Below are 20,292 nucleotides of genomic sequence, written 5' to 3' on the forward strand. Positions count from 1 at the left end.
TCGAATAGGTCAAACGGCCCGCTGGAAAACGGGCGGGCCGTTTGCAGTTCTGTCGATGCCGGCTTACCGGTCCATGTGATAGCAGGCGGCGGTTTGCTCGGGCCTGACCTGCTCCGTTGGCGGCATCTCCGTGCGGCAGATGTCCGTGGCCTTCCAGCAACGCGGAGAGAAGACACAGCCGGGCGGCGGATTGAGCGGCGAGGGCGGGTCGCCCTGAAGCCGGATACGCTGCCGGTTGCGTGCAAGCTTCGGATCGGGCACTGGCGCGGCCGAGAAGAGCGCCTGCGTGTAGGGATGCGCCGAGCTGTCGAACACGGTGGCGCAATCGCCAGCCTCGACCACCTTGCCGAGATAGAGCACCAGCACATCGTCTGAGATCAGACGTACGACCGAAAGGTCGTGGCTGATGAAGATCAGCGTCAGCCCGAACTCCTTGCGAAGCTTGCGCAAGAGCGTGATGACCTGCCCCTGGATCGACACGTCGAGCGCCGAAACCGGCTCGTCGCAGATGATCAGCTTCGGCCGTGTTACGACTGCGCGGGCAATGCCGATGCGCTGTGCCTGGCCGCCCGAGAACTCGTGCGGATAGCGGTTGATCATTTCAGGCACGAGGCCGACGGCACCCATGATCTCCTGTACGCGCGCCACGCGTTCCGCTTTTGTAAGCTTCGGCTCGAAGACGATGAGCGGTTCGGCGATAATGTCGCCGACCGTCATGCGCGGATCGAGGGAGGCAATCGGATCCTGGAAGATGATCTGCATGTCGCGTCGAGCCGCGCGCATTTCCTCATCCGACAGGTCGAGCAGATTGCGCCCCTGCCAGAGAATGCGGCCTTTCTGCGATTTCAACAGACGCAGGATCGAGCGGCCAAGTGTGGACTTGCCGCAACCGGACTCTCCGACGATCCCCAGCGTCCGGCCTTCTCTGAGGTCGAAGCTGACATTGTTCACCGCAGTCAGCGTCATCGGCGGTTTGAAGAAGCTCTTCGACGGAATTTCGAACTGGGTGGTGAGGTTCTCGACCCTTAGGAGTGATCGTTCAGCCATGGTTCAAAACCTCCTCGCGGCGGGGGAAGGGATGGAAGCAGGCCGCGGAATGGCCTTTCGCCAACATCTCAAGTTTCGGCGACGCGTCGATACAATCGTTCTGGACCATGGGACAGCGCGGCGAGAAGCTGCAACCTTTCGGCAGGTGCTGCAGATTGGGCGGGCGGCCTGGAATGACGGCGAGTTGATCGACGTCCTGGTCCGGCCGCGGGATCGAAGCGTGCAGCGCAGCGGTATAGGGATGCGCCGGTACCTCGAAGAGCTCATCGACTGGCGCTTCCTCGACGATCCGCCCGGCATACATGACGGCCACGCGATCCGCGAGGCCCGCGACGACGCCCAGATCATGCGTGATCATGACGAGCGCCGTGTTCATTTCCGCCGTCAGGTCGTTGAAGAGATCGAGGATCTGCGCTTGGATCGTCACGTCAAGCGCCGTCGTCGGCTCGTCGGCAATGAGCAGCTTCGGTTTCGTCAACAGCGCCATGGCAATGACGATGCGCTGGCGCATGCCGCCCGACAGCTCGTGCGGGTAGAGGCTGAAGCGCCGCGTCGGGTCGGGGATACCGACGCGCTTCAGCATATCGAGCGCCTCGTTGGAGGCAGCCCGCGCGGTGAAGCCGCGGTGAACCTCAAGCTGCTCCGTCAATTGCCGGGAAATCCGTAGAGACGGATTGAGCGCGGTCATCGGGTCCTGGAACACCATGGCCATGTCCTTGCCGCGGACATGGTCGAGCTCGCGCGGCTTTAGCGCCAGCACGTCCTTGCCCTCGAGTAGTGCTTGGCCGCTGGTGCGGCCGTTCTTGGCAAGCAGACCCATGACGCCGAGGAAGGTCTGGCTCTTGCCCGAGCCGGACTCGCCGACGATTGCCACGCGCTCGCCGCGCCGGATCGACAGGTTCATGTTCGAGACGGCCTTCACCTCGCCATCCGGCGTCGCAAAGGTGATCGAATAGTCCTTCAGTTCGAGAAGCGTATCGTTTTTGGTTTCGTGTTGCATTCTATCGATCCTTCGGGTCGAACGCATCGCGCAGGCCGTCGCCGATGAAAAGCAGGCTCATCAGCAGGGCGACGAGGAAGCAGGCCGGGAAGGCCAAGAGCCACGGCATGCTTTCCATGGCGTCGGTGCCCTCGGCGATCAGCGTCCCGAGTGATGTCAGCGGTTCCTGAACACCGAAGCCGAGGTAGGACAGGAAGCTTTCGGTCGCGATGATTTCAGGAACGGTCAACGCGGCGAAAATCACCACTGGGCCGACCAGGTTCGGAATGATGTGCTTGAGGATGATCTTGAACGGTTTCTGGCCGGATGCACGTGCCGCCTCGATGAACTCGCGCTGCTTGATCGAGAGTGTTTGCCCGCGCACGATGCGAGCCATGGTCAGCCACTCCAGCGCGCCGATTGCCGCAAATAGCAGGTAGACGTTTCGGCCGAACACCACCATCAGCAGGATGACGAAGAGGATGTAAGGCAGCGCATACATGATATCGACGAAGCGCATCATGAGCGCGTCGAGTCTGCCGCCGATGTATCCGGAGATCGCTCCATAGAGCACCCCGATGACCACCGAAACGATCGTGGCAGTTGCCGCAACCGCAAGCGAGACGCGGGTGCCGTAGAGCACGCGCGCAAGCAGGTCGCGGCCATTTGGATCTGTTCCGAAATAATGGCCGCTTTCCATATCCGGCGGCATGCGGAACGCCGCCCAATCCGGTTCCTCGTAGTCGAACGGGATCAGGTACGGGCCGATGAATGCGACCAGTATCAGGAGCAGCAACACGATGATGGCGACGACTGCTGCCTTGTTGCGGGAGAGGCGACGCAGCGCATCGCTGGTCAGCGAGCGGCTCTTGTGCGAAAGCCCTTCGGCCTCGAGAAACTCGGCCGCGAGCAGCTCTCTCTTTGCTGGATTGAGGATCATCGGTTTCTCACTTTCGGATCGAGCCATGCATAGGCAATGTCGACGAGAAGGTTCAGAAAGACGATCAGCACCATGTAGAAGATGACCGTGCCGAGAACCATGCCGTAGTCGCGGTTCAGCGCTGCGTTGACGAAGTAGCGGCCGATGCCCGGCAGTCCGAAGATGCTCTCGACAACCAGCGAGCCGGTGAGAAGGTAGCTTGCCGCCGGACCGAGATAGGAAACGACAGGCATCATGGCGGGCTTTAGCGCGTGACGAATAACGGTTAGCCGTGGGCCGATGCCCTTGGCCTTGGCGGTGCGGATGTAGTTCTGGTTCATCACCTCGATCATCGAGCCGCGGGTCATGCGCGAGATGCGGCCCGCATGTGGCAAAGCCAGCACAACGATCGGAATGACGAGATAGCGGAACGAGCCGTCACCCCATCCGCCGACAGGCAGCCAGCCGAGATGGATACCGAAGACCAGCTGCAGGATAGGCGCAATCAGAAAGTTCGGAAGAACGAGGCCAACGAGAACGAGCAGCCCGAGGAGGTAGTCAGGCGCTTTATTCTGATAAAGTGCCCCAAGACAGCCGACTGTCACGCCGATAAGGATGGCAAAAATGAAGGCGAGGCCCCCGATCGTGAACGTGTAAGGCACGCCGATCATGATTTGCTGGGCAACGCTGAAATCTTCGTTGGCGAACGACGGGCCTAGATCACCCTTCAACACGTCGAAGACGTAGATCAGGTATTGTTCGATCAGCGGCTTGTCGAGATTGTAGTGAGCCGCGAGGTTCTTCAGGATCACCGGCGGCAATGGCCTCTCGCCATCGAACGGGCCGCCGGGAGCAAGGCGCAAGACAAAAAAGCTGAGTGTCACGGCGATCCACATCACGGGGATCGTCGACAGTAGGCGACGGAGTGCATATTTGATCATGGTCGTGGATCGGCCCTTCCCACATTCAGCGGGAAGGGCCGGTGTTCCTTATTCTTTGACCGACAGCCAGCGCGTGCGATGGATGTCCTGAATATTGTCGACGAAGCCCTGGACCTTCGGCGAGACCACGTTCTTCGAGACATAGTAATAAAGCGGAATGGCGGCGCTGTCGTCGAGCGCAAGCTGTTCGGCCTGCTTGAAGATTTCGGCGCGCTTCTTCAGGTCGGTTTGAGCGTTCGCTTCCTTGACGAGCTTGTCGAAGTCGGCATTGCTCCAGCGGCCATAGTTCATCGAAACGCCGGAAACGAGTAGACCCAGGAAGTTATCAGGATCGTTGTAGTCCGCGATCCAGCCTGCGCGGCCGATTTCGACCTGACCGTGCTGCATCTCGTCATAGTGGACCTTGGTTTCGGTGTTGTAGAGCTCGATCTGTACGCCGAGCGGCTTCCACATCGAGGCGATCGCCACAGCTACGCGCTTGTGGTTGTCATTGGTGTTGTAGCGGAGCTGTGCCTTCAGCGGGTGGTCAGGTCCGAAGCCTGCTTCCTTGAGCAGCTTTTTCGCCTCTTCCACCTTTTCCTTGTAGGGCATGTCCTTCCAGCTCACATAGGCCGGCTCACCATAATTCGCGGTGCCCGGCGGTACCCAGGAATAGGCCGGCAGTTCGCCGGTGCCGAGGATCTTCGGGCCGATGACTTCACGGTTGACGGCCATCGAGAGGGCCTGACGAACGCGCTTGTCGTCGAACGGCGGCTTCGTGGCGTTGAGGACGTAGTAGTAGCTGGCGAGGAACGGCGTGACATGGGCCTGGCCCGGCAGGTTCTTCTTCATCCATTCATACTGATCCGTCGGGAAGTCGGTCATGATGTCGAATTCGCCGGCGCGAAAGCGCTTCAGAGCCGCTTCCTGATCCTCGAGCGTGAAGAACTTCACGCCATCGATCTTCAGGTCCTTCTCGCCGTAGTACTGGTCGTTCTTGACTGTCGTGACGGACGCGCCCGGAATCCACTCGGTCGGCTTGTACGGGCCGTTGGTGACGATGTTGCCGATCTTCACCCAGTCATTGCCCTTGGCTTCAACCACATGCTTCGGCAGCGGATAGGCGGTGTAGTGCATCAGCGAATTGATGAAATAGGGGGTCGGGTTCTCAAGCGTGATCTCGAGCGTCTTGTCGTCGATCGCCTTGACGCCGAGCTGGCTGAAATCGGTGATTTCGCCCTTGTTGATCTTTTCCGCGTTCTTGATGGTGAATTGCAGATAGGCGTATTCCGCGGCGTTCTTCGGATCGACAAGGCGCTGGAAGGCGAAGACGAAGTCGCCGGCCGTCACCGGCTGCCCATCCGACCACTTGATGCCGTCGCGAAGCTTGAAGGTATAAACCTTGCCGTCCTGCGAGACGGTCCAGCTTTCAGCCTGTCCCGGGATCGGATCGTCCTTCGGGTCTTCGGTGACGAGGCCCTCGAAGATGTCGCCAGCAATGCGGTTCTCATAGTCGCTCGACAGCTTCTGCGGGTCGAGGGACTGCGGGTCGCCGCCATTGTGGATGTTGAGTGTCGCGGCGTGCGCGGTCACGGCCAGCAGTGAGCCAAGCACGGCTGAAGCCAGGAATTTTTTCGTGAGAAAGTTCATATGGGGGCCACCTTTCTAGGCTTTTCGCCTTTATTAGTCGTTTGTTCCCATGACCAGTTACGTTCAGGTCAGCGCACAACCTATCGTAAAGGCTTGCCGTTGCAAGTCCCCAAATGAAGCAGCGAGCGACACTCCTTGCCGCCGCGAAAATTTCTAGTCTGTAGCCGCCCGGCCCGCCGCAGAAGGAGGGATTTCGCCCGTGCTGTGCCGTTTCGTACGATGGGCAAGCTTCAATGCATTCAATCAATGATTGCAGATACCGAGAGTAGCCGGCTCATCTTTTGATGCCTTTGCGGCGAATTACGTTGACTATTCAATGACCGATAGGGTCGTTTGCGACATCTTGCCGCCGTCTATTTTTGAAATGCTGCGTTGTCCCGCGATTTCGGGGAACGACTGGATTAGGTGGCACCGGTCTTCGCCCGTGGCTTGCAGACGCTGACGGAAAACGGTGCGTTGATTCTGGTCGACAAGCGGGCCGGGGCGGAGGTGGGCCAGTGTGCACTCGATCCAAAGGTCGCTATCGCTTGGTCGCTGCCAGTGGCGCGAATATCCGCGCGATCATGGCTTTCCGATTCCTAGGAGGCGATGCCGGTTTGCCTGCCGCCGACAGTTTGACGCCGCGCCGCCTGCCGCTAGATTGAGTATGACGAAGGGAGGTCGCGATGACCGAAGTAAATCTACCTTGGACCGGTGGCTGCCGATGCGGCCGCGTGCGATTGAAGATCCGCGCAAAGCCGCTTTTGACCATGGCGTGCCATTGCACAGGGTGCCAGAAGATGTCGTCGAGCGCCTTTTCGCTGAGTGCCGCGATCCCGGCGGAGGCCTTCGAAATCACCGAAGGAGAGCCCGTCATCGGTGGGCTGCACGGCGTCGAGGCGCACCACTATTTCTGCGGCCACTGCATGACCTGGATGTTCACGCGATCGGACGGGATGGATTGGTTCGTCAACCTGCGTCCGACGATGCTGGACGATCCGCGCTGGTTCCGGCCGTTCATCGAGACCTGGACCCGCGAAAAACTGCCCTTCGCCGAAACCGGCGCGGTCCGCAGCTACGAGGCGCTGCCGTCGATGGACGCCTATCAAGGGCTGGTGAAGGAATACATGGCCTGCAGTTGAGGCAGCGCAGGATCAAAAAGCCCGGCCATGCGTCGTGCGCCGGCCGGGCTGAAAATGATGCTTTTATTCGTCGCCCATCTTGAGCGCGGCGATGAAGGCTTCCTGTGGAATCTCCACCTTTCCGAACTGGCGCATGCGCTTCTTGCCTTCCTTCTGCTTGTCCAGAAGTTTGCGCTTTCGGGTGGCGTCGCCGCCGTAGCACTTGGCCGTCACGTCCTTGCGCAGCGCCGAGATGGTCTCGCGGGCAATCACGTTGCCGCCGATCGCTGCCTGGATTGGGATCTTGAACATGTGCTTCGGGATCAGTTCCTTCAGCCGCTCGCACATGTCGCGGCCACGCTTCTCGGCAGACGCGCGGTGGACGAGCATGGAGAGCGCATCGACAGGCTCTCCATTGACGAGGATCGACAGCTTGACGAGGTTACCTTCGCGGTAGCCTTCGAGGTGATAGTCGAAGGAGGCGTAGCCCTTCGAAATCGACTTCAGCCGGTCGTAGAAGTCGAAGACAACTTCATTGAGCGGCAACTCGTAGGTCACCATTGCGCGGGTGCCGACATAGGTGAGTTCCGTCTGGATGCCGCGACGATCCTGACAGAGCTTGAGAATGCCGCCGAGGTAATCATCAGGCGTCATGATCGTCGCCTTGATCCAGGGCTCGCGGATCTCGTCGATCTTGACGACATCGGGCATGTCAGCCGGATTGTGCAGTTCGCGCTCGCTGCCGTCGGTCATCGTCAGCTGGTAGACGACCGAAGGCGCAGTGGCGATCAGGTCGAGGTCGAATTCGCGCTCAAGGCGTTCCTGGATGATCTCAAGGTGCAGCAGGCCAAGGAAGCCGCAACGGAAGCCGAAGCCGAGTGCGGCCGATGATTCCATTTCGAAGGAGAAGGAGGCATCATTCAGGCGAAGCTTGCCCATCGCCGCGCGCAGATCCTCGAAATCCGCGGCATCGACGGGGAAGAGACCGCAGAACACGACCGGTTGTGCCGGCTTGAAGCCCGGCAAGGCCTGCGCCGTTGGGCGCTTGTCCTCGGTGATGGTATCGCCGACGCGCGTATCGGCCACTTCCTTGATGGAGGCGGTGATGAAGCCGATTTCGCCAGGCCCGAGACTGTCGACATTGACCATCTTTGGCGTCAGCACGCCGACGCGTTCCACCTGGTACTTTGCGTCCGTGCCCATCATGCGGATCGTCTGGCCCTTGGTCAGCACGCCGTCAATGACGCGGACGAGGACCATGACGCCGAGATAGGTGTCGTACCAGCTGTCAACGAGCAGCGCCTTCAGCGGTGCCTTTTCACCGCCGGGGCTCTTCGGCGCCGGCAACTTCTGAACGATTGCCTCGAGGACATCGGGGATGCCGAGGCCGGTCTTTGCCGAAATCAACACGGCTTCCGAGGCATCGATACCGATCACTTCCTCGATCTGTTCCTTGATGCGATCAGGTTCGGCGGCCGGCAGGTCGATCTTGTTGAGGACGGTGACAAGCTCGTGGTTGTTGTCGATCGCCTGGTAGACGTTGGCGAGCGTCTGGGCTTCCACGCCTTGGCTGGCGTCAACGACGAGCAGCGAACCTTCGCAGGCCGAGAGCGAGCGCGAGACCTCATAGGCGAAGTCGACGTGTCCGGGCGTGTCGATCAAATTCAGGATATAGGTCTCGCCATCCTTGGCCTTGTAGTGCAGACGCACCGTCTGGGCCTTGATGGTGATGCCGCGCTCGCGCTCGATATCCATGTTGTCAAGCACCTGCTCGGACATCTCGCGCTCGGCCAGGCCGCCGGTCGATTGGATCAGGCGGTCGGCAAGCGTCGATTTGCCGTGGTCGATGTGGGCCACGATCGAGAAATTGCGGATATGGGAAAGCGGAGTCGTCGAATTGGTGCTCATGCGCGCCATATAGCAGCGCCGACCCTTGCCGCAAAGCGGAAAAGCAGGGGTTCGTTTACGATAAGTCGCCGTTTCGCGGACCGAAACATGATACTTGATTCTATTATCAGATCGTGAAATTCTATTATAAAAGAAAATCGGATCCAATGATGGAACAAGAACTCGAAACGGCGATCGGCCTTCGCATCCGCAGACTGCGGATCGAGCGGAATTTGACGCTGGAAGACCTGGCCAACGCCTCCGGCGTCAGCCGGGCGATGATCTCCCGCATCGAGCGCGGCGAAGCGAGCCCGACGGCCCCGCTCCTCGCCAGGGTTTGCGCAGCGCTCGGCCTGTCGCTGTCGGCCTTCTTTGCCGAGGACGGCGAGGTCTCGCCGCTGTCGCGCCGTCAGGACCAGCAGGTCTGGCGGGATCCGGAGACCGGTTACGTCAGGCGCTCCGTCTCGCCGCGGGGAGCCGCTTCGTCTGTCGATATCGTCGATGTCGAATTCCCGCCAGGCGGTCGCGTTAGTTTCCCGCCGCACGCAGCCAGCAACGGCATGACACAGCATGTCTGGCTGTTCGATGGCGAAATGGAAATGACGACGGGCGACACCGTCTACCGACTGCTGCCTGGCGACTGCCTGTTCATGCCGGTCGGCGAAGGCCATGTTTTTCATAACCCCGGCAACATTCCCGCCCGCTATTGCGTCGTACTCGATCGGCGCGGGCGCTAATTCATTTCAGGAGAAAAAGTGATGACAGCTACGATCCGCCTTCTTGATGCGGCAGAAGCCCATGCGGCGATCCCCGACCTCTGCGACGTGCTGACCGATTGCGTCAACGGCGGCGCCTCGGTCGGCTTCATGCAGCCTTATGGCAACGCGGATGCCGAGCCTTACTGGCAGGGCGTCGCCGATGCCGTCGCGTCCGGTGCAACGCTGCTCCTCGTGGCGGAGATCGACGGCAGAGCCGTTGGCACGGTGCAGGTCGGTGCCGCACAGATGCCGAATCAGCCGCATCGCGGCGATCTGAAGAAGCTGTTGGTGCATCGCTCGGCCCGGGGCAAGGGCCTTGCACGTCTGCTGATGGATGCTGCGGAACGAGAAGCCGCCGTCCGCGGCAAGACGCTCCTCGTGCTTGACACGGCAACCGGCAGCGATGCCGAGGCGATCTACCCCAGGCTGGGCTGGGAGCGGGTCGGTGTCATCCCGGATTATGCGCTGTGGCCGGAGGGCGGCCTCTGCGCCACCACATTTTTCTACAAGCGTGTCGCCTGAAGTGGCGCTCAGGCGGGTTTGGCCTGGGGCGCGTCGAGTGCTGGATTGTAGAACAGCGACAGCGTCAGGCTCTTGGCGATGCGTTCAGCGGTCGTCATGAACCAGGCCTTGGCCTCAGGGTTCGGCGCGATATCGCTGAGCGTCGCGGAAAACAGTGCCAGCCATTGCGGGAAGAGATCGGGCGTCAGGTTCGCGACGCCCGTGTGCGCCTGCACCGGCTTGCCGCCATAAGCGCCGTTGCGAAAGGCAATTGATGACCAGAAGCTCTTCATCTTCTGCATATGGTCGGGCCAGCGGCCGGAAAGCCGGGCATCAAACACAGGTCCAAGCGTCGCATGCTGCAGCACACGGGCGTAGAACGTCTCGACCAACCGATCGATGAACGCCTCGTCGACGCCCATCGCCGTCATCTCGGCTTCGGCACGCTCGCGTATGGCGGCGACATGTGCCGCGCGGCCCTGAATTTCTGTATCCATCGTCAACTCCGGCGCGTCGCAATCCGCGACAGCGCTCATATAGGCCATCTGCGTCTCGAGATGAAGGGACCGCGACGCAAGGCAGCATTGCGCGTCAGTAGCCGCTTCTGTCTTCGCTTCGGGGATCGTCCGCCATCCTCTCGCGATAGATATCACCCTGTCGCGCCTTGAGCCGCCACGGTCGGGCCTTCTGCAGCGGAATGTCGTATGCCGGGTCGTCTCGGTTCAACACCGCGGTTGCCAGGCCTGGTTCGGGAGTGGCAGCACACTGCGCCACCCATTTTCCATCCGGGCCGATGATGCTGGCCGGCCCCTTGGCGGCCTTCTGCGCCGGCGTTGCAGCGCCGATCCAGATGCAGTTCAGCCCCGCATGCGCGCGCAGCGCAATCTGGAAATATTCGGGAATGCCATAGGAGGAGAAGAACACGGCATCGACGCCGAGATTGGCATACTCCTGGAATACCTCCGGAAACGTAGCTTCGATGCAGATCGCGCAACCGAATCGGTAGCCGTTGATATCGAAAGTGATCGGCGCGGTGCCGGGAGAGTACCAGCCGCCAAGTTCGCTGTTTGACAGAAACCTCTTGTCATAGCGGGTAAGCAGCGCTCCGGTTTCGGAAAAGACATACAGGCTGTTGTGCGGGGGGTAGCCCTCTGCCAGCCGATGTGCTCCGCCGACAACCGCAAAGATGCGAAGATCACTACAGAGATCGGCGATTGCCCGAAGCTCGGCCTCCTGCTGCCGCCAATCGAAGCTGGCCCAGTCCTCGGGATGCAGGATCTGCGATTTCGAATATCCCGACAGTGCGCCTTCGCAGAAATTGATGACCCGCGCGCCATCAGCAGCGGTGGCCGCAATCATGCTCCGGATTGTTCGGCCATTCGCGGTAATGTCAGGCGAAACGATGGTCTGTGCTGCGGCTATCTTCAACGGCGCACCTCTCGCGATTCGGCCCGCATTTTTCAACTGTTCGACGCTATTTGGAACCGCAAATTGGCGACGATGAAGGTGCACGAGGCGAAGCGCGTTAAGGGGCGCCGACAGCGCGCAGCACGCCGATCAGCGCCTTTCCATCGGTGAAATAGGGATCGCCGCCACCGTTGCGGCCGGTCCTCGTGGCGCCGATGCCCGCGATCTCGTAAGTCGACGACAATTGCCCGGCTGCCTGAAGATCGCCGATAACAAGATCTCGCTCAGCGTCGACATCAGGCGCGATGTGATGGGTGATCTGGCCGGTATCGTGGCTGAAGCCTACCCCGCGATCAAAACTCGCCGATCCAAGCCACAGCGGTTGCCCATCTGCACCGCTGTTCTTGGTTTGCCAGAAACGGACGTGGTGGCGCTCGTCGGCGCTCTTGCCCACGGCCTTTTCAAATGCCAGATCCTGCTGGCGGCCCTCGAACAGCAATGGGCTCACGGGAGCGTCGAGGTCGGGCCGATCGAGCACGACGCTCAAGCCGATTTCGGCTGATGTCCGCAGCGTGATCTTGTCGGCCGGGTCCCACCCAGCCGATGCAAATGCCCGAAGCACGTTCTCCTTCGAACCGACGAGCCCAACATTGATGGGGTCGCCGGGAATATCCTGCTTGGTGGTCGTCACCATTGGACCGAATTCCGCAATACGGCTGGCGTCGCGATGGATCCATATTTCGGGAATGAGGAAATAAGTGACAAGCAGATAGGCGACCAACAAGACCGCCACACCGCCGATCGCCATCCGTGTTTTCGTCAAACGTCTCATCGAAGTCCCCCCAACCTCGACGTCATCATACGATTCTCCGGTCATGTGGCCAACATCCAGGTGCGCACCCATGCATCATCGGCATCCCCACTACACCCGCACCCTTGCCATCCGGCCCCGTTGCGCTTAGCTCTCGGGCACCACGAATCCGGATATCGAATGCCGCACAAGGTCTCCCTGTCCCGTCTCAAGCTGACCGACTTTCGCAACTACGCGTCTGTCTCGCTGTCGCTCGACGGTCGGCATGTGGTGCTGACGGGGGACAATGGCGCCGGCAAGACCAATCTGATGGAGGCCGTATCCTTCCTGTCGCCGGGCCGCGGCCTGCGTCGTGCCACCTATGGTGATGTCACCCGTGTCGGTGCGACGGCCGGATTTTCGATCTTCGCGGAGCTCGATGGCATGGACGGCGGGGTGGAAATCGGCACGGGTGTCGATATCACCGACGACAGCATTTCCCGCCGCCTGCGGATCAACGGCACGCCTGCAAAGTCGGCCGATGAACTGACCGACCATCTCCGTCTCCTGTGGCTGACGCCCTCGATGGATGGCCTCTTCACCGGTGGTTCGTCCGAGCGCCGCCGTTTCCTTGATCGGCTCGTGCTGTCGCTCGATCCGGCCCATGGCCGCCGTGCCAGCGATTTTGAACGCGCCATGCGCAGCCGCAACAAGCTGCTCGACGAGCGTCGCTTCGATCCCGCCTGGCTCTCCGGCCTCGAGCAGCAGATGGCAAGCCTCGGCATTGCCATGGCGATGGCACGCCAGGAGATGCTCGGTCTTCTTGCCCGCCTGATCGACGAGACGCACGAAACCTCGCCCTTTCCTGCCGCAACGCTGGAGCTCGCCGGCTTTATGGATGGTCAGTTCTCGCGCCCCGCCGTTGATCTTGAGGATGACTATGCGGCTATGCTTGCCGAGAGCCGCTACCGCGATGCCGCGGCCGGCCGCACGCTCGACGGCCCCCATCGCGCAGATCTGCTTGTCCGCCACCGGCAAAAGCAGATGGAAGCATCGCGCTGTTCCACCGGCGAGCAGAAGGCGCTGCTGGTCGGACTGATTCTTGCCCATGCCCGTCTGGTCGCCAATCTCACGGGCCATGCGCCGATTCTCTTGCTTGATGAGATTGCCGCGCATCTCGACGAAGGCAGGCGTGCTGCGCTCTTCGACCTCATTGACGCGCTCGGCGGCCAGGCCTTCATGACAGGCACGGACTGCGCCATGTTTTCCGCTCTCGGCGAGCGCGCGCAATTCTTCACCGTTGCCGATGGAAAGGTTTTCGAATGACCGATGCCGCTTCCCCCTCAACCAAAGGCCATGCTAGCATCGCGCCCATGGAACCGCTCAGCCCGGAAGAAATCGCGCGATATCAGCGCCATATCCTGCTTCCCGAGATCGGTGGCGCAGGCCAGCAGAAACTGAAATCCGCCCGCATGCTTGTCATCGGTGCCGGTGGGCTGGGAGCGCCGGTCCTGCAATATCTTGCAGCCGCCGGCGTCGGCACGCTCGGTATCGCCGATGACGACCGCGTTTCGCTTTCCAACCTGCAGCGGCAGGTGATCCACGATTCCGGCACGATCGGCGAACTGAAGACGCAGAGTGCCGCCTTCGCGATTGCAAGGTTGAACCCGCACGTCAACGTGATCCGCTTCGAAGAGCGCTTCTCGCCTGACACGGCGCGCCGCCATCTCTCAGGCTTCGATCTGCTGATCGACGGCTCCGACAATTTTGATACGCGCTATACGGCGGCCGACGCTGCCGAGACTGCGCAAATCCCCTTGGTGACAGGCGCGGTTGGTCGCTTCGATGGCTCCGTCACAGTGCTCAAGCCCTACGAGACGGCGGAGGATGGCACACCGAACCCAACCTATCGCGATCTCTTCCCCGAGAAGCCGCCGGCTGGTCTGATCCCGGCCTGTGCGGAGACCGGCATCATCGGTGCGCTGACCGGCGTGATCGGCACGCTGATGGCAATGGAAGCGATCAAGCTCGTCACCGGCACGGGCGAACCGCTGATTGGACGGCTGCTGCTCTATGATGCGCTTGCCGCCCGCTTCGACACGATCCGCTACAAGAGGCGTCGCCAGAAACAGAGCCCGGCGTCATGAACATCATTCGGATCGATGAAGACTTTCAACGCTGGGAGGAGTTGCTGGCGCTAGTCCTGTCGTCGTTCGCCTATATGAACGACCGGATCGATCCGCCATCCTCCGCCTTGAAGCTCACGCCGACGACGCTTGCCGATAAGGCGCGTTCTGAAATCGCCTATGCGGCAATGGAAGGCGATGCTTTATGTGGCTGCGTCTTTCTGCGACCAGAAGAAGCCTGCCTCTATGTCGGCAAGCTGGCGATCGCGCCCGACGCGCAGGGCCGGGGTATCGGCCGTCGGCTGCTGGCGGTCTCGGAAGAGGTGGCGCGGTCCCACTCCCTGCCATCACTGAGGCTCGAAACGCGCATCGAGCTTGTCGAAAACCACGATGTCTTTATCCGCTGGGGATTTGAGAAGACCGCTGAAAATGCCCATCCCGGATTCACCAGGACGACATCGATCGAGATGCGCAAGCCTGTTCCGGCCTAGCGGCCCGGCAGCACGCGGTTCGGCGGGCGATGGCCATCGATAAAGGTGCGGATGTTGATGATCACCTTGTCGCCCATGTCGATGCGGCCTTCGATCGTCGCCGAGCTCATGTGCGGCAGAAGTACGACCTTGCCTTCATTTGCGAGCTTGACGAGCTTCGGATTGACCGCCGGTTCATTCTCGAAGACGTCGAGACCGGCGCCCGCCAGCTTTCCCTCCCGCAGACTCTTGATCAGTGCCGCTTCGTCGATCACGTCGCCGCGGGCGGTGTTGACGAGGTAGGCCGTCGGCTGCAGCAGCGCCAGACGGCGGGCCGACAACAGATGGAACGTTGCCGGTGTCGAGGGGCAATTGACAGAAACGATGTCGACGCGGGCGAGCATCTGGTCGAGGCTCTCCCAGTAGGTCGCCTCCAGCTCATCTTCGGTCGCCGGGTTGACGCGCTTGCGGTTGTGATAGTGGATCGAGAGGCCGAAAGCCTTGGCGCGGCGCGCAACGGCGGTGCCGATCCGCCCCATGCCGACGATGCCGATGCGCTTGCCGTGGATCCGCCGCCCGAGCATCCAGGTTGGCGACCAGCCGGGCCACTCGCCGGGATGGTCGGTCAGCACCCGCGCGCCTTCACCCAAGCGGCGCGGAACGGCGAGGATCAGCGCCATGGTCATGTCGGCGGTGTCTTCGGTCAGCACGTTCGGCGTATTGGTGACGGTGATGCCTTTGCGAGCCGCCGCCTCAACGTCGATGTGATCGGTGCCGTTCGAGAAGCTGGCGATCAATTTCAGCTGCGGCCCGGCCTCCTCGATCACCGTGGCATCGATCCGGTCGGTGACGGTCGGAACGAGCACGTCGGCGCTTTTGACGGCGGCGATCAGCTCGGCTTTGGAGCGCGGTGCATCGTCGATATTGAGTTCCGCGTCGAAGAGTTCGCGCATGCGCGTCTCGACCGCATCGGGCAGCTTCCGCGTGATGTAGACCTTCGGTTTTTTCTTCGTCGTCATGTGCGCCGGCGCTAACTTGTTCAGAGGTCCTTAACCAAGACGCGGGATAATTTTCCCGTTCCGGGGAATTTCTACCAGACCCGCGCGCGAAGACAAACAAAACTCGCTCAGCGTGCGCAGGAATGTCGAATTCCCGGAATCAGGCAGCAGTCCTGCCCTCCTCTGAGCAAACGGAAGTCCCATGCATAGCAAAGTCCTGAAATCTTGCCTCGCCCTTGCGATCGGTTTCGTGCTTTCTGCGGGAACGGCTGAAATGGCCTCCGCACAGGCGGCAAAGGGACCGAGTGGCCTGCCGCTGCCGCGCTTCGTCACGCTCAAGTCCAAGCGCGTCAACCTGCGTATCGGCCCTGGCACCGATTATGCGGCCTCATGGATGTATCTGAAGGCCGGCCTGCCGGTCGAAATCATTCAGGAATACGACAACTGGCGCCAGATCCGCGATGCCGACGGCACCGAGGGTTGGGTCAACCAATCGCTGCTGTCGGGCTCGCGTGCGGCAATCGCCGCCCCATGGATGAAGGGCAAGGGTAAGTCTGTCTACGTCAACATGCGCCGCGATGCCCAGCCGTCGGCAAGCGTCGTCGCCAAGCTCGAGCCCGGCGTCATGATGAACATCGGCGAGTGCAATGGCGACTGGTGCTTTGCCAAGATAGACGGCGCCGAAGGATGGGTGGCGCAGTCGGAAATCTGGGGCGCTTATCCAGGCGAAGCCTTTAAATAAGGTTCGCCTGCTTGCCGGCCTCGGCCAGCGACTTCATCGGCCGCGGGCCGATCTGCTGGATCACGATGCCAGCCGCGAGGCAGCCGAGCTTGCCGCAGTCTTCCAGCGTCCGACCCTGTGTGTAGCCATAGAGGAAGCCGGCGGCAAAGAGATCGCCCGCGCCTGTGGTGTCGACCAGTTCCCTGATCTTGATCGCATCCACGTAGAAGCGCTCGCTGCCCTTGAGAATCACGGCGCCGTTCTCGCTCATCGTTACGGCCGCGATCTTGCAGTCCTTGGCGATAAGGATCAGCGCTTCTTCGAAGTCGTCGGTTTCATAGAGCGCCAGCGCTTCCTGACGATTGGCGAAGACGATGTCGACGGTGCCGGAGCGCATCAGGTCGAGGAATTCGCCGCGATAGCGGTTGACGCAGAAGCTGTCGGAAAGCGTCATTGACATCTCACGGCCGTTCTCGTGGGCGATACGGGCGCATTCGCGGATCGCTTCCTTGGCGCGCGGCGGATCCCAGAGGTAGCCTTCGAAATAGGTGACCTTGGACTGGGCGACGACATCGGCCTCGACGTCTTCGGGCCCGAGCTCGACGCAGGCGCCGAGGTAGGTATTCATCGAGCGTTCGCCGTCTTCGGTGACAAAGATCATCGAGCGCGCGGTCGGCGGGAATGTCCCCTTCGGCTGTGTCTGATAGTGAACACCCTGCGCATGGATATCGTGCGCGAAGATTTCGCCGAGCTGGTCTTCCGCGACCTTGCCGAAATAGGCGGCCTTGCCGCCGAAGCTCGCCACACCCGCGGCCGTGTTGCCGGCGCTGCCGCCGGAAGCCTCCACCGCCGGTCCCATGCGCGCATAGAGAAGTTCTGCGCGCTCGGCATCGATGAGGTTCATCGCGGCCTTGGTGATCTCATTGTCAATGAGGAACTGGTCGTCGCAACGCGCGATGATATCGACGATCGCGTTGCCGACAGTCAGAACATCGAATTTGGTCATGAAAGGGAAGGTCCCGGGTTAGGTGATAGCCGGTGACCGGTCTTAGCGAATTTTCGCCGCATGGAAAGCGGAAATGCCGCTGGGCCGTCTATCTCATCGCAAAAATGCACTGTGACGGGTCAAATGTCGCCGGCGGCCCCCCGTGACCGCGGCGTTCAAAAGGCGCGTCTCAAGCAGCGGCAGCATAGATCAGGTCGGGCTTTACGAGCCACTCGTTCTTGCGCAAGGCAGTGACATCGAGCCTGCCACGTCGATCGCGACGGGCAATTCCAACGAAACGATAGCGGCTGCCCCTGGTGTCGACTACGCGAGCGGGGATCGGTGTGCCGTCGATATGGCCGATAATCGGTCCGTCGGAACGTGCGCCATTGAGGAAGAAATACTCATGGGGGAGGTTCCTGCTTACCATCCTACTATCTTTCGTCGTTTGGTCGTGTGCCCTGCGCAACCTCGCGGGCGCGCTTTTCGTCGTCGGGGCTGGCTTTCTCCAAATGAAAGTCGCTTTTTGATGGCGACCCTGGAAAAAGACGACGTGTTTTCTTGATCTCCACGACAAATGGCTTCCATTGGGGATGCATGTACGTTTCCTGCTGGTTGGCAAACAGGTCACGTGAATATGCCCTCGACGGGCGGCCGGGGTTCGTGACCTCTCGTCACAGGATGCGGACAAAGCCATAGCCGTTCCATTCGGACGACGGGCCTCCGACATTAAAATCTCATATCATCTGATAAAGGCGCATGGCCGACGGCGGCGAGCTAGTGTTCGATCTGCTGCTCTGCCACGGCGCTGGCGATGATCTGATCGGAACCCTTTGCATAGAGCGGGAGCGTCAAGGTGATCGCCTCGCTGCGCCCGTTGATGGTGGCGGTATATCGCTTGTAAACGCGATCCTGCCCTTGCTCTTCACCCGCCAAGACAGCGTTCACCTTCTCGACCAGCGCTTTCTCGAAAACATCCGCGTCGACGTCCCCCAGCGCCACCGTGCAGCCTTCGACGGTTTTGCCGCCGACATCCGCCCGCGAGACCACCAGCGCTTGAAAGCTCTCAGCTTCGCCGCCGCTGACGATCCATCCTTCCAGCGCTTCCGGATTCTCCATCGGGGTGAAGGTCAGCGCCATATCCTCTGCCATCGAAGGCCATTCGTCGGCTTTCGCACGCTCAGCCGTGCGCTCGAAGTCCGGGCCAGAAGAAACGCAGCTGTCGTAAAAAAATGAAAGTTTGGAACTCGCGTCATCGGCAAATGATGGCCCGGCGGCAAAGAGAATGACGAGGCCGGCAGCCAAAGTACGCTTCATGTCGTCTCCGAGCGGCGGAGTCAGTGCGGCCCTTCGGCCGCACTGACCGTTTTCAAACTTGCCGGACATTGTCGGCAGACGTTCTGCCGGTTCGACGGTCCTGAGCGACTTCGAACGCTATGCCCATTCCTTCTTTCACGGTGTCGATCCCGCCTCGTTGAGCGGCCGTGATGTGAAGAAAGACGTCGGTTCCGCCGTCATCCGGAGTGATGAATCCGAAGCCCTTGTCCTGGTTGAACCACTTGACTTTACCTGTTGGCAAAATTTACCCCCATGTTGGTCTCCCCAGCCGGCATCGGACATCGCACGATTTTGCCCGTGGGCACAAGAGCATTTGAAAATGCAGCGGGACACCGCGTTGCTCTGGTGGCCGTGGCCGACTTCTGAGCTTGCGCATGCCAAGACGACCCGGTTGCGTCCCACCTATACGCGTGCGGCTGGTGGTCCCTCGCATTTCATATAGCGGGAATCCGTCATCCGCATGTCATTTCCCCATCCTATAAGCATCCTCAACGACATTGGCATGAGCGGCTTCCGAGCGGCAGCCAATGAAGAAGGGAATGACGCCCTTCGACGATACCGGAGTGACGCTGACCACGGATGAACTGGCAGCATTGCAGACCGGCTATCCGGCAGGACTGGATGCGGAAAAGCGGGCAGAGCCCGCTTTTTTTGCTTTTATGCTTTGCCGGTTTGTCATCACGGCCGTTTTGCTGCTAGGCATGCTTATTCCCTCGCAAGGCAGCCGCATTGAATGTCAGCCATCATCTTCGACGTCCTTCCCATCTTTATCATGATCCTTATCGGCTGGCTGACCGTGAAACTACGGCTGATGAAGGCGGAGATCGGCGATGCGCTGAGCGAGTTCGTCTTCAAGATCGCCGTGCCGCTGTTGTTGTTCCGCACGATCGCCAACGCCGATTTTCACGGTGCCTCGCCCTTCCGTCTCTGGATCGCCTATTTCTCGGGCGTCGGAGTGACTTGGGTCGCGGCCCATATCGCCGCGACGCGCTTCTTCGGGCGCGATGACCGCATTGGCGTGCTTGCCGGTGTATCGTCAGCCTTCGCCAACACCATCTTCATCGGACTGCCGCTCGTTCAGCGCACGGTCGGTGACAAGGGGCTCGTGCCGCTCTCGATTCTGATCGCGGTCCATCTGCCTGTGATGATGATTATCGGAACCATCCTGATGGAGCGCGCCGAGCACAAGATCGCCGGCAAGAAGGAGCGCAGCATCGCCAAAGTGGTGCGCCAGATCGCCCACAATCTCGTCAAAAACCCGCTGGTGATCGGCTTGGCCGGCGGTGCTGCCATGCACCTGTTAGGGCTCACCATGCCGGGACCGGTAGGCGCCATAATCGATCAGATCGCCGGTGTCGCCGGGCCGGTCGCGCTGATTTCGCTCGGCATGGCGCTTGAGAAATACGGCATTTCAGGCAACGCCGGCATCGCCAGCGTCACCTCCGCCTTCAAGTTGTTGCTGTTGCCGGCCTGCGTCTGGGCGGCGAGCCATCTGGTCGGGCTTGCCAGTGACTGGACGGCGGCCCTGGTGCTGATTTCGTCGGTTCCAACGGGCGTCAACGCCTGGCTGATCGCCAACCGTTTCGGTGTCGGCCACAGCCTGGCAGCTTCGACGATCACGCTAACGACGGCGCTTGGCGCCATCTCCGTTTCGTTCTGGGCCTTTTTGCTCGGCGGCTAGGCAAAGAAAAAGCCC

23 protein-coding genes are annotated in these 20,292 nt (G+C 60.8%); 9 read left to right on the forward strand and 14 right to left on the reverse strand.

Translation table 11 applies throughout. The annotated features are described in order from the left end of the window. Positions 1–63 precede the first annotated feature (63 nt). The 5 genes from RHIBUN_RS0111530 to RHIBUN_RS0111550 are packed head-to-tail and all read right to left on the reverse strand — an operon-like array spanning position 64 to position 5,515. Positions 64–1,047, reverse strand: coding sequence for an oligopeptide/dipeptide ABC transporter ATP-binding protein (locus RHIBUN_RS0111530; protein WP_025659704.1), 984 nt, complete (start codon positions 1,045–1,047; stop codon positions 64–66). Continuing rightward, positions 1,040–2,047 carry an ABC transporter ATP-binding protein gene (locus RHIBUN_RS0111535; RefSeq protein WP_025659705.1) on the reverse strand — a complete coding sequence of 336 codons (1,008 nt, stop codon included), beginning with the start codon at positions 2,045–2,047 and terminating at the stop codon, positions 1,040–1,042. The genes RHIBUN_RS0111530 and RHIBUN_RS0111535 overlap by 8 nt, the downstream gene beginning before the upstream one ends. A gap of 1 nt (position 2,048) precedes the next feature. Continuing rightward, entirely contained in the window at positions 2,049–2,966 is a 918-nt protein-coding gene (locus RHIBUN_RS0111540) for an ABC transporter permease subunit (RefSeq protein ID WP_025659706.1), read from the reverse strand. After that, positions 2,963–3,886 carry an ABC transporter permease subunit gene (locus tag RHIBUN_RS0111545; protein WP_018859746.1) on the reverse strand — a complete coding sequence of 308 codons (924 nt, stop codon included), beginning with the start codon at positions 3,884–3,886 and terminating at the stop codon, positions 2,963–2,965. The genes RHIBUN_RS0111540 and RHIBUN_RS0111545 overlap by 4 nt, the downstream gene beginning before the upstream one ends. A gap of 48 nt (positions 3,887–3,934) precedes the next feature. Continuing rightward, a complete protein-coding gene (locus tag RHIBUN_RS0111550) occupies positions 3,935–5,515 on the reverse strand; it encodes a peptide ABC transporter substrate-binding protein (protein ID WP_018859747.1) in 1,581 nt (526 codons plus the stop codon). A gap of 665 nt (positions 5,516–6,180) precedes the next feature. Here RHIBUN_RS0111550 and RHIBUN_RS0111560 point away from each other — a divergent pair. Continuing rightward, a complete protein-coding gene (locus tag RHIBUN_RS0111560) occupies positions 6,181–6,636 on the forward strand; it encodes a GFA family protein (protein ID WP_018859749.1) in 456 nt (151 codons plus the stop codon). Positions 6,637–6,699: 63 nt separating this feature from the next. Here RHIBUN_RS0111560 and lepA read toward each other — a convergent pair whose 3' ends face one another. Then, positions 6,700–8,532 (reverse strand): translation elongation factor 4, encoded by a 1,833-nt coding sequence (gene lepA, locus RHIBUN_RS0111565; RefSeq protein WP_025659707.1) that lies wholly within the window; start codon positions 8,530–8,532, stop codon positions 6,700–6,702. A 140-nt stretch (positions 8,533–8,672) separates the two neighbouring features. Between lepA and RHIBUN_RS0111570 the strand changes: the two genes are divergently transcribed. Both RHIBUN_RS0111570 and RHIBUN_RS0111575 read left to right on the forward strand, forming a co-directional pair. After that, positions 8,673–9,239, forward strand: a complete 567-nt coding sequence (locus RHIBUN_RS0111570; RefSeq protein WP_025659708.1) for an XRE family transcriptional regulator — start codon at positions 8,673–8,675, stop codon at positions 9,237–9,239. 21 nt (positions 9,240–9,260) lie between these two features. Continuing rightward, positions 9,261–9,782 (forward strand): GNAT family N-acetyltransferase, encoded by a 522-nt coding sequence (locus RHIBUN_RS0111575; RefSeq protein WP_025659709.1) that lies wholly within the window; start codon positions 9,261–9,263, stop codon positions 9,780–9,782. 8 nt (positions 9,783–9,790) lie between these two features. On the opposite strand, the gene RHIBUN_RS0111580 is transcribed toward RHIBUN_RS0111575, so the two are convergent. The 3 genes from RHIBUN_RS0111580 to RHIBUN_RS0111590 all read right to left on the reverse strand — a co-directional run bounded on the left by RHIBUN_RS0111580 (position 9,791) and on the right by RHIBUN_RS0111590 (position 12,000). Further along, positions 9,791–10,258 (reverse strand): truncated hemoglobin, encoded by a 468-nt coding sequence (locus RHIBUN_RS0111580; RefSeq protein WP_025659710.1) that lies wholly within the window; start codon positions 10,256–10,258, stop codon positions 9,791–9,793. A gap of 94 nt (positions 10,259–10,352) precedes the next feature. After that, positions 10,353–11,189 (reverse strand): carbon-nitrogen hydrolase family protein, encoded by an 837-nt coding sequence (locus tag RHIBUN_RS0111585; protein ID WP_025659711.1) that lies wholly within the window; start codon positions 11,187–11,189, stop codon positions 10,353–10,355. A gap of 97 nt (positions 11,190–11,286) precedes the next feature. Beyond that, positions 11,287–12,000, reverse strand: a complete 714-nt coding sequence (locus tag RHIBUN_RS0111590) for an LssY C-terminal domain-containing protein (protein WP_025659712.1) — start codon at positions 11,998–12,000, stop codon at positions 11,287–11,289. 159 nt (positions 12,001–12,159) lie between these two features. Between RHIBUN_RS0111590 and recF the strand changes: the two genes are divergently transcribed. The 3 genes from recF to RHIBUN_RS0111605 are packed head-to-tail and all read left to right on the forward strand — an operon-like array spanning position 12,160 to position 14,575. Next, positions 12,160–13,284, forward strand: a complete 1,125-nt coding sequence (gene recF / locus RHIBUN_RS0111595; RefSeq protein WP_025659713.1) for a DNA replication/repair protein RecF — start codon at positions 12,160–12,162, stop codon at positions 13,282–13,284. Then, positions 13,281–14,105: a molybdopterin-synthase adenylyltransferase MoeB gene (locus RHIBUN_RS0111600; RefSeq protein WP_025659714.1), complete on the forward strand. Its 825-nt coding sequence runs from the start codon at positions 13,281–13,283 to the stop codon at positions 14,103–14,105. Before recF ends, RHIBUN_RS0111600 begins: the two co-directional genes overlap by 4 nt. After that, positions 14,102–14,575: a GNAT family N-acetyltransferase gene (locus RHIBUN_RS0111605; protein ID WP_025659715.1), complete on the forward strand. Its 474-nt coding sequence runs from the start codon at positions 14,102–14,104 to the stop codon at positions 14,573–14,575. The genes RHIBUN_RS0111600 and RHIBUN_RS0111605 overlap by 4 nt, the downstream gene beginning before the upstream one ends. Here RHIBUN_RS0111605 and RHIBUN_RS0111610 read toward each other — a convergent pair. After that, positions 14,572–15,573, reverse strand: coding sequence for a D-glycerate dehydrogenase (locus RHIBUN_RS0111610; protein WP_018859759.1), 1,002 nt, complete (start codon positions 15,571–15,573; stop codon positions 14,572–14,574). The two genes, RHIBUN_RS0111605 and RHIBUN_RS0111610, sit on opposite strands and share 4 nt — an antisense overlap. A 181-nt stretch (positions 15,574–15,754) precedes the next feature. On the opposite strand from RHIBUN_RS0111610, the gene RHIBUN_RS0111615 reads away from it, so the two are divergent. Beyond that, positions 15,755–16,294: an SH3 domain-containing protein gene (locus tag RHIBUN_RS0111615; protein ID WP_018859760.1), complete on the forward strand. Its 540-nt coding sequence runs from the start codon at positions 15,755–15,757 to the stop codon at positions 16,292–16,294. Here the strand turns inward: RHIBUN_RS0111615 and RHIBUN_RS0111620 are convergent. From RHIBUN_RS0111620 to RHIBUN_RS0111640, 4 genes are all read right to left on the reverse strand, one after another. Beyond that, positions 16,287–17,279, reverse strand: a complete 993-nt coding sequence (locus RHIBUN_RS0111620) for an adenosine kinase (RefSeq protein ID WP_018859761.1) — start codon at positions 17,277–17,279, stop codon at positions 16,287–16,289. The two genes, RHIBUN_RS0111615 and RHIBUN_RS0111620, sit on opposite strands and share 8 nt — an antisense overlap. A gap of 169 nt (positions 17,280–17,448) precedes the next feature. Next, positions 17,449–17,688: a hypothetical protein gene (locus RHIBUN_RS0111625; RefSeq protein WP_025659716.1), complete on the reverse strand. Its 240-nt coding sequence runs from the start codon at positions 17,686–17,688 to the stop codon at positions 17,449–17,451. A gap of 347 nt (positions 17,689–18,035) precedes the next feature. Continuing rightward, positions 18,036–18,575, reverse strand: a complete 540-nt coding sequence (locus RHIBUN_RS0111635) for a hypothetical protein (protein ID WP_025659717.1) — start codon at positions 18,573–18,575, stop codon at positions 18,036–18,038. 52 nt (positions 18,576–18,627) lie between these two features. Beyond that, positions 18,628–18,837, reverse strand: coding sequence for a cold-shock protein (locus tag RHIBUN_RS0111640; protein ID WP_018859764.1), 210 nt, complete (start codon positions 18,835–18,837; stop codon positions 18,628–18,630). A 298-nt stretch (positions 18,838–19,135) separates the two neighbouring features. Between RHIBUN_RS0111640 and RHIBUN_RS36380 the strand changes: the two genes are divergently transcribed. Beyond that, positions 19,136–19,372, forward strand: coding sequence for a hypothetical protein (locus tag RHIBUN_RS36380; protein ID WP_156932698.1), 237 nt, complete (start codon positions 19,136–19,138; stop codon positions 19,370–19,372). Beyond that, positions 19,330–20,277, forward strand: a complete 948-nt coding sequence (locus RHIBUN_RS0111645) for an AEC family transporter (protein WP_018859765.1) — start codon at positions 19,330–19,332, stop codon at positions 20,275–20,277. Before RHIBUN_RS36380 ends, RHIBUN_RS0111645 begins: the two co-directional genes overlap by 43 nt. Positions 20,278–20,292: the final 15 nt, after the last annotated feature.

The organism is Rhizobium sp. IBUN, from assembly GCF_000510625.1.
Taxonomy (GTDB): domain Bacteria; phylum Pseudomonadota; class Alphaproteobacteria; order Rhizobiales; family Rhizobiaceae; genus Rhizobium; species Rhizobium altiplani.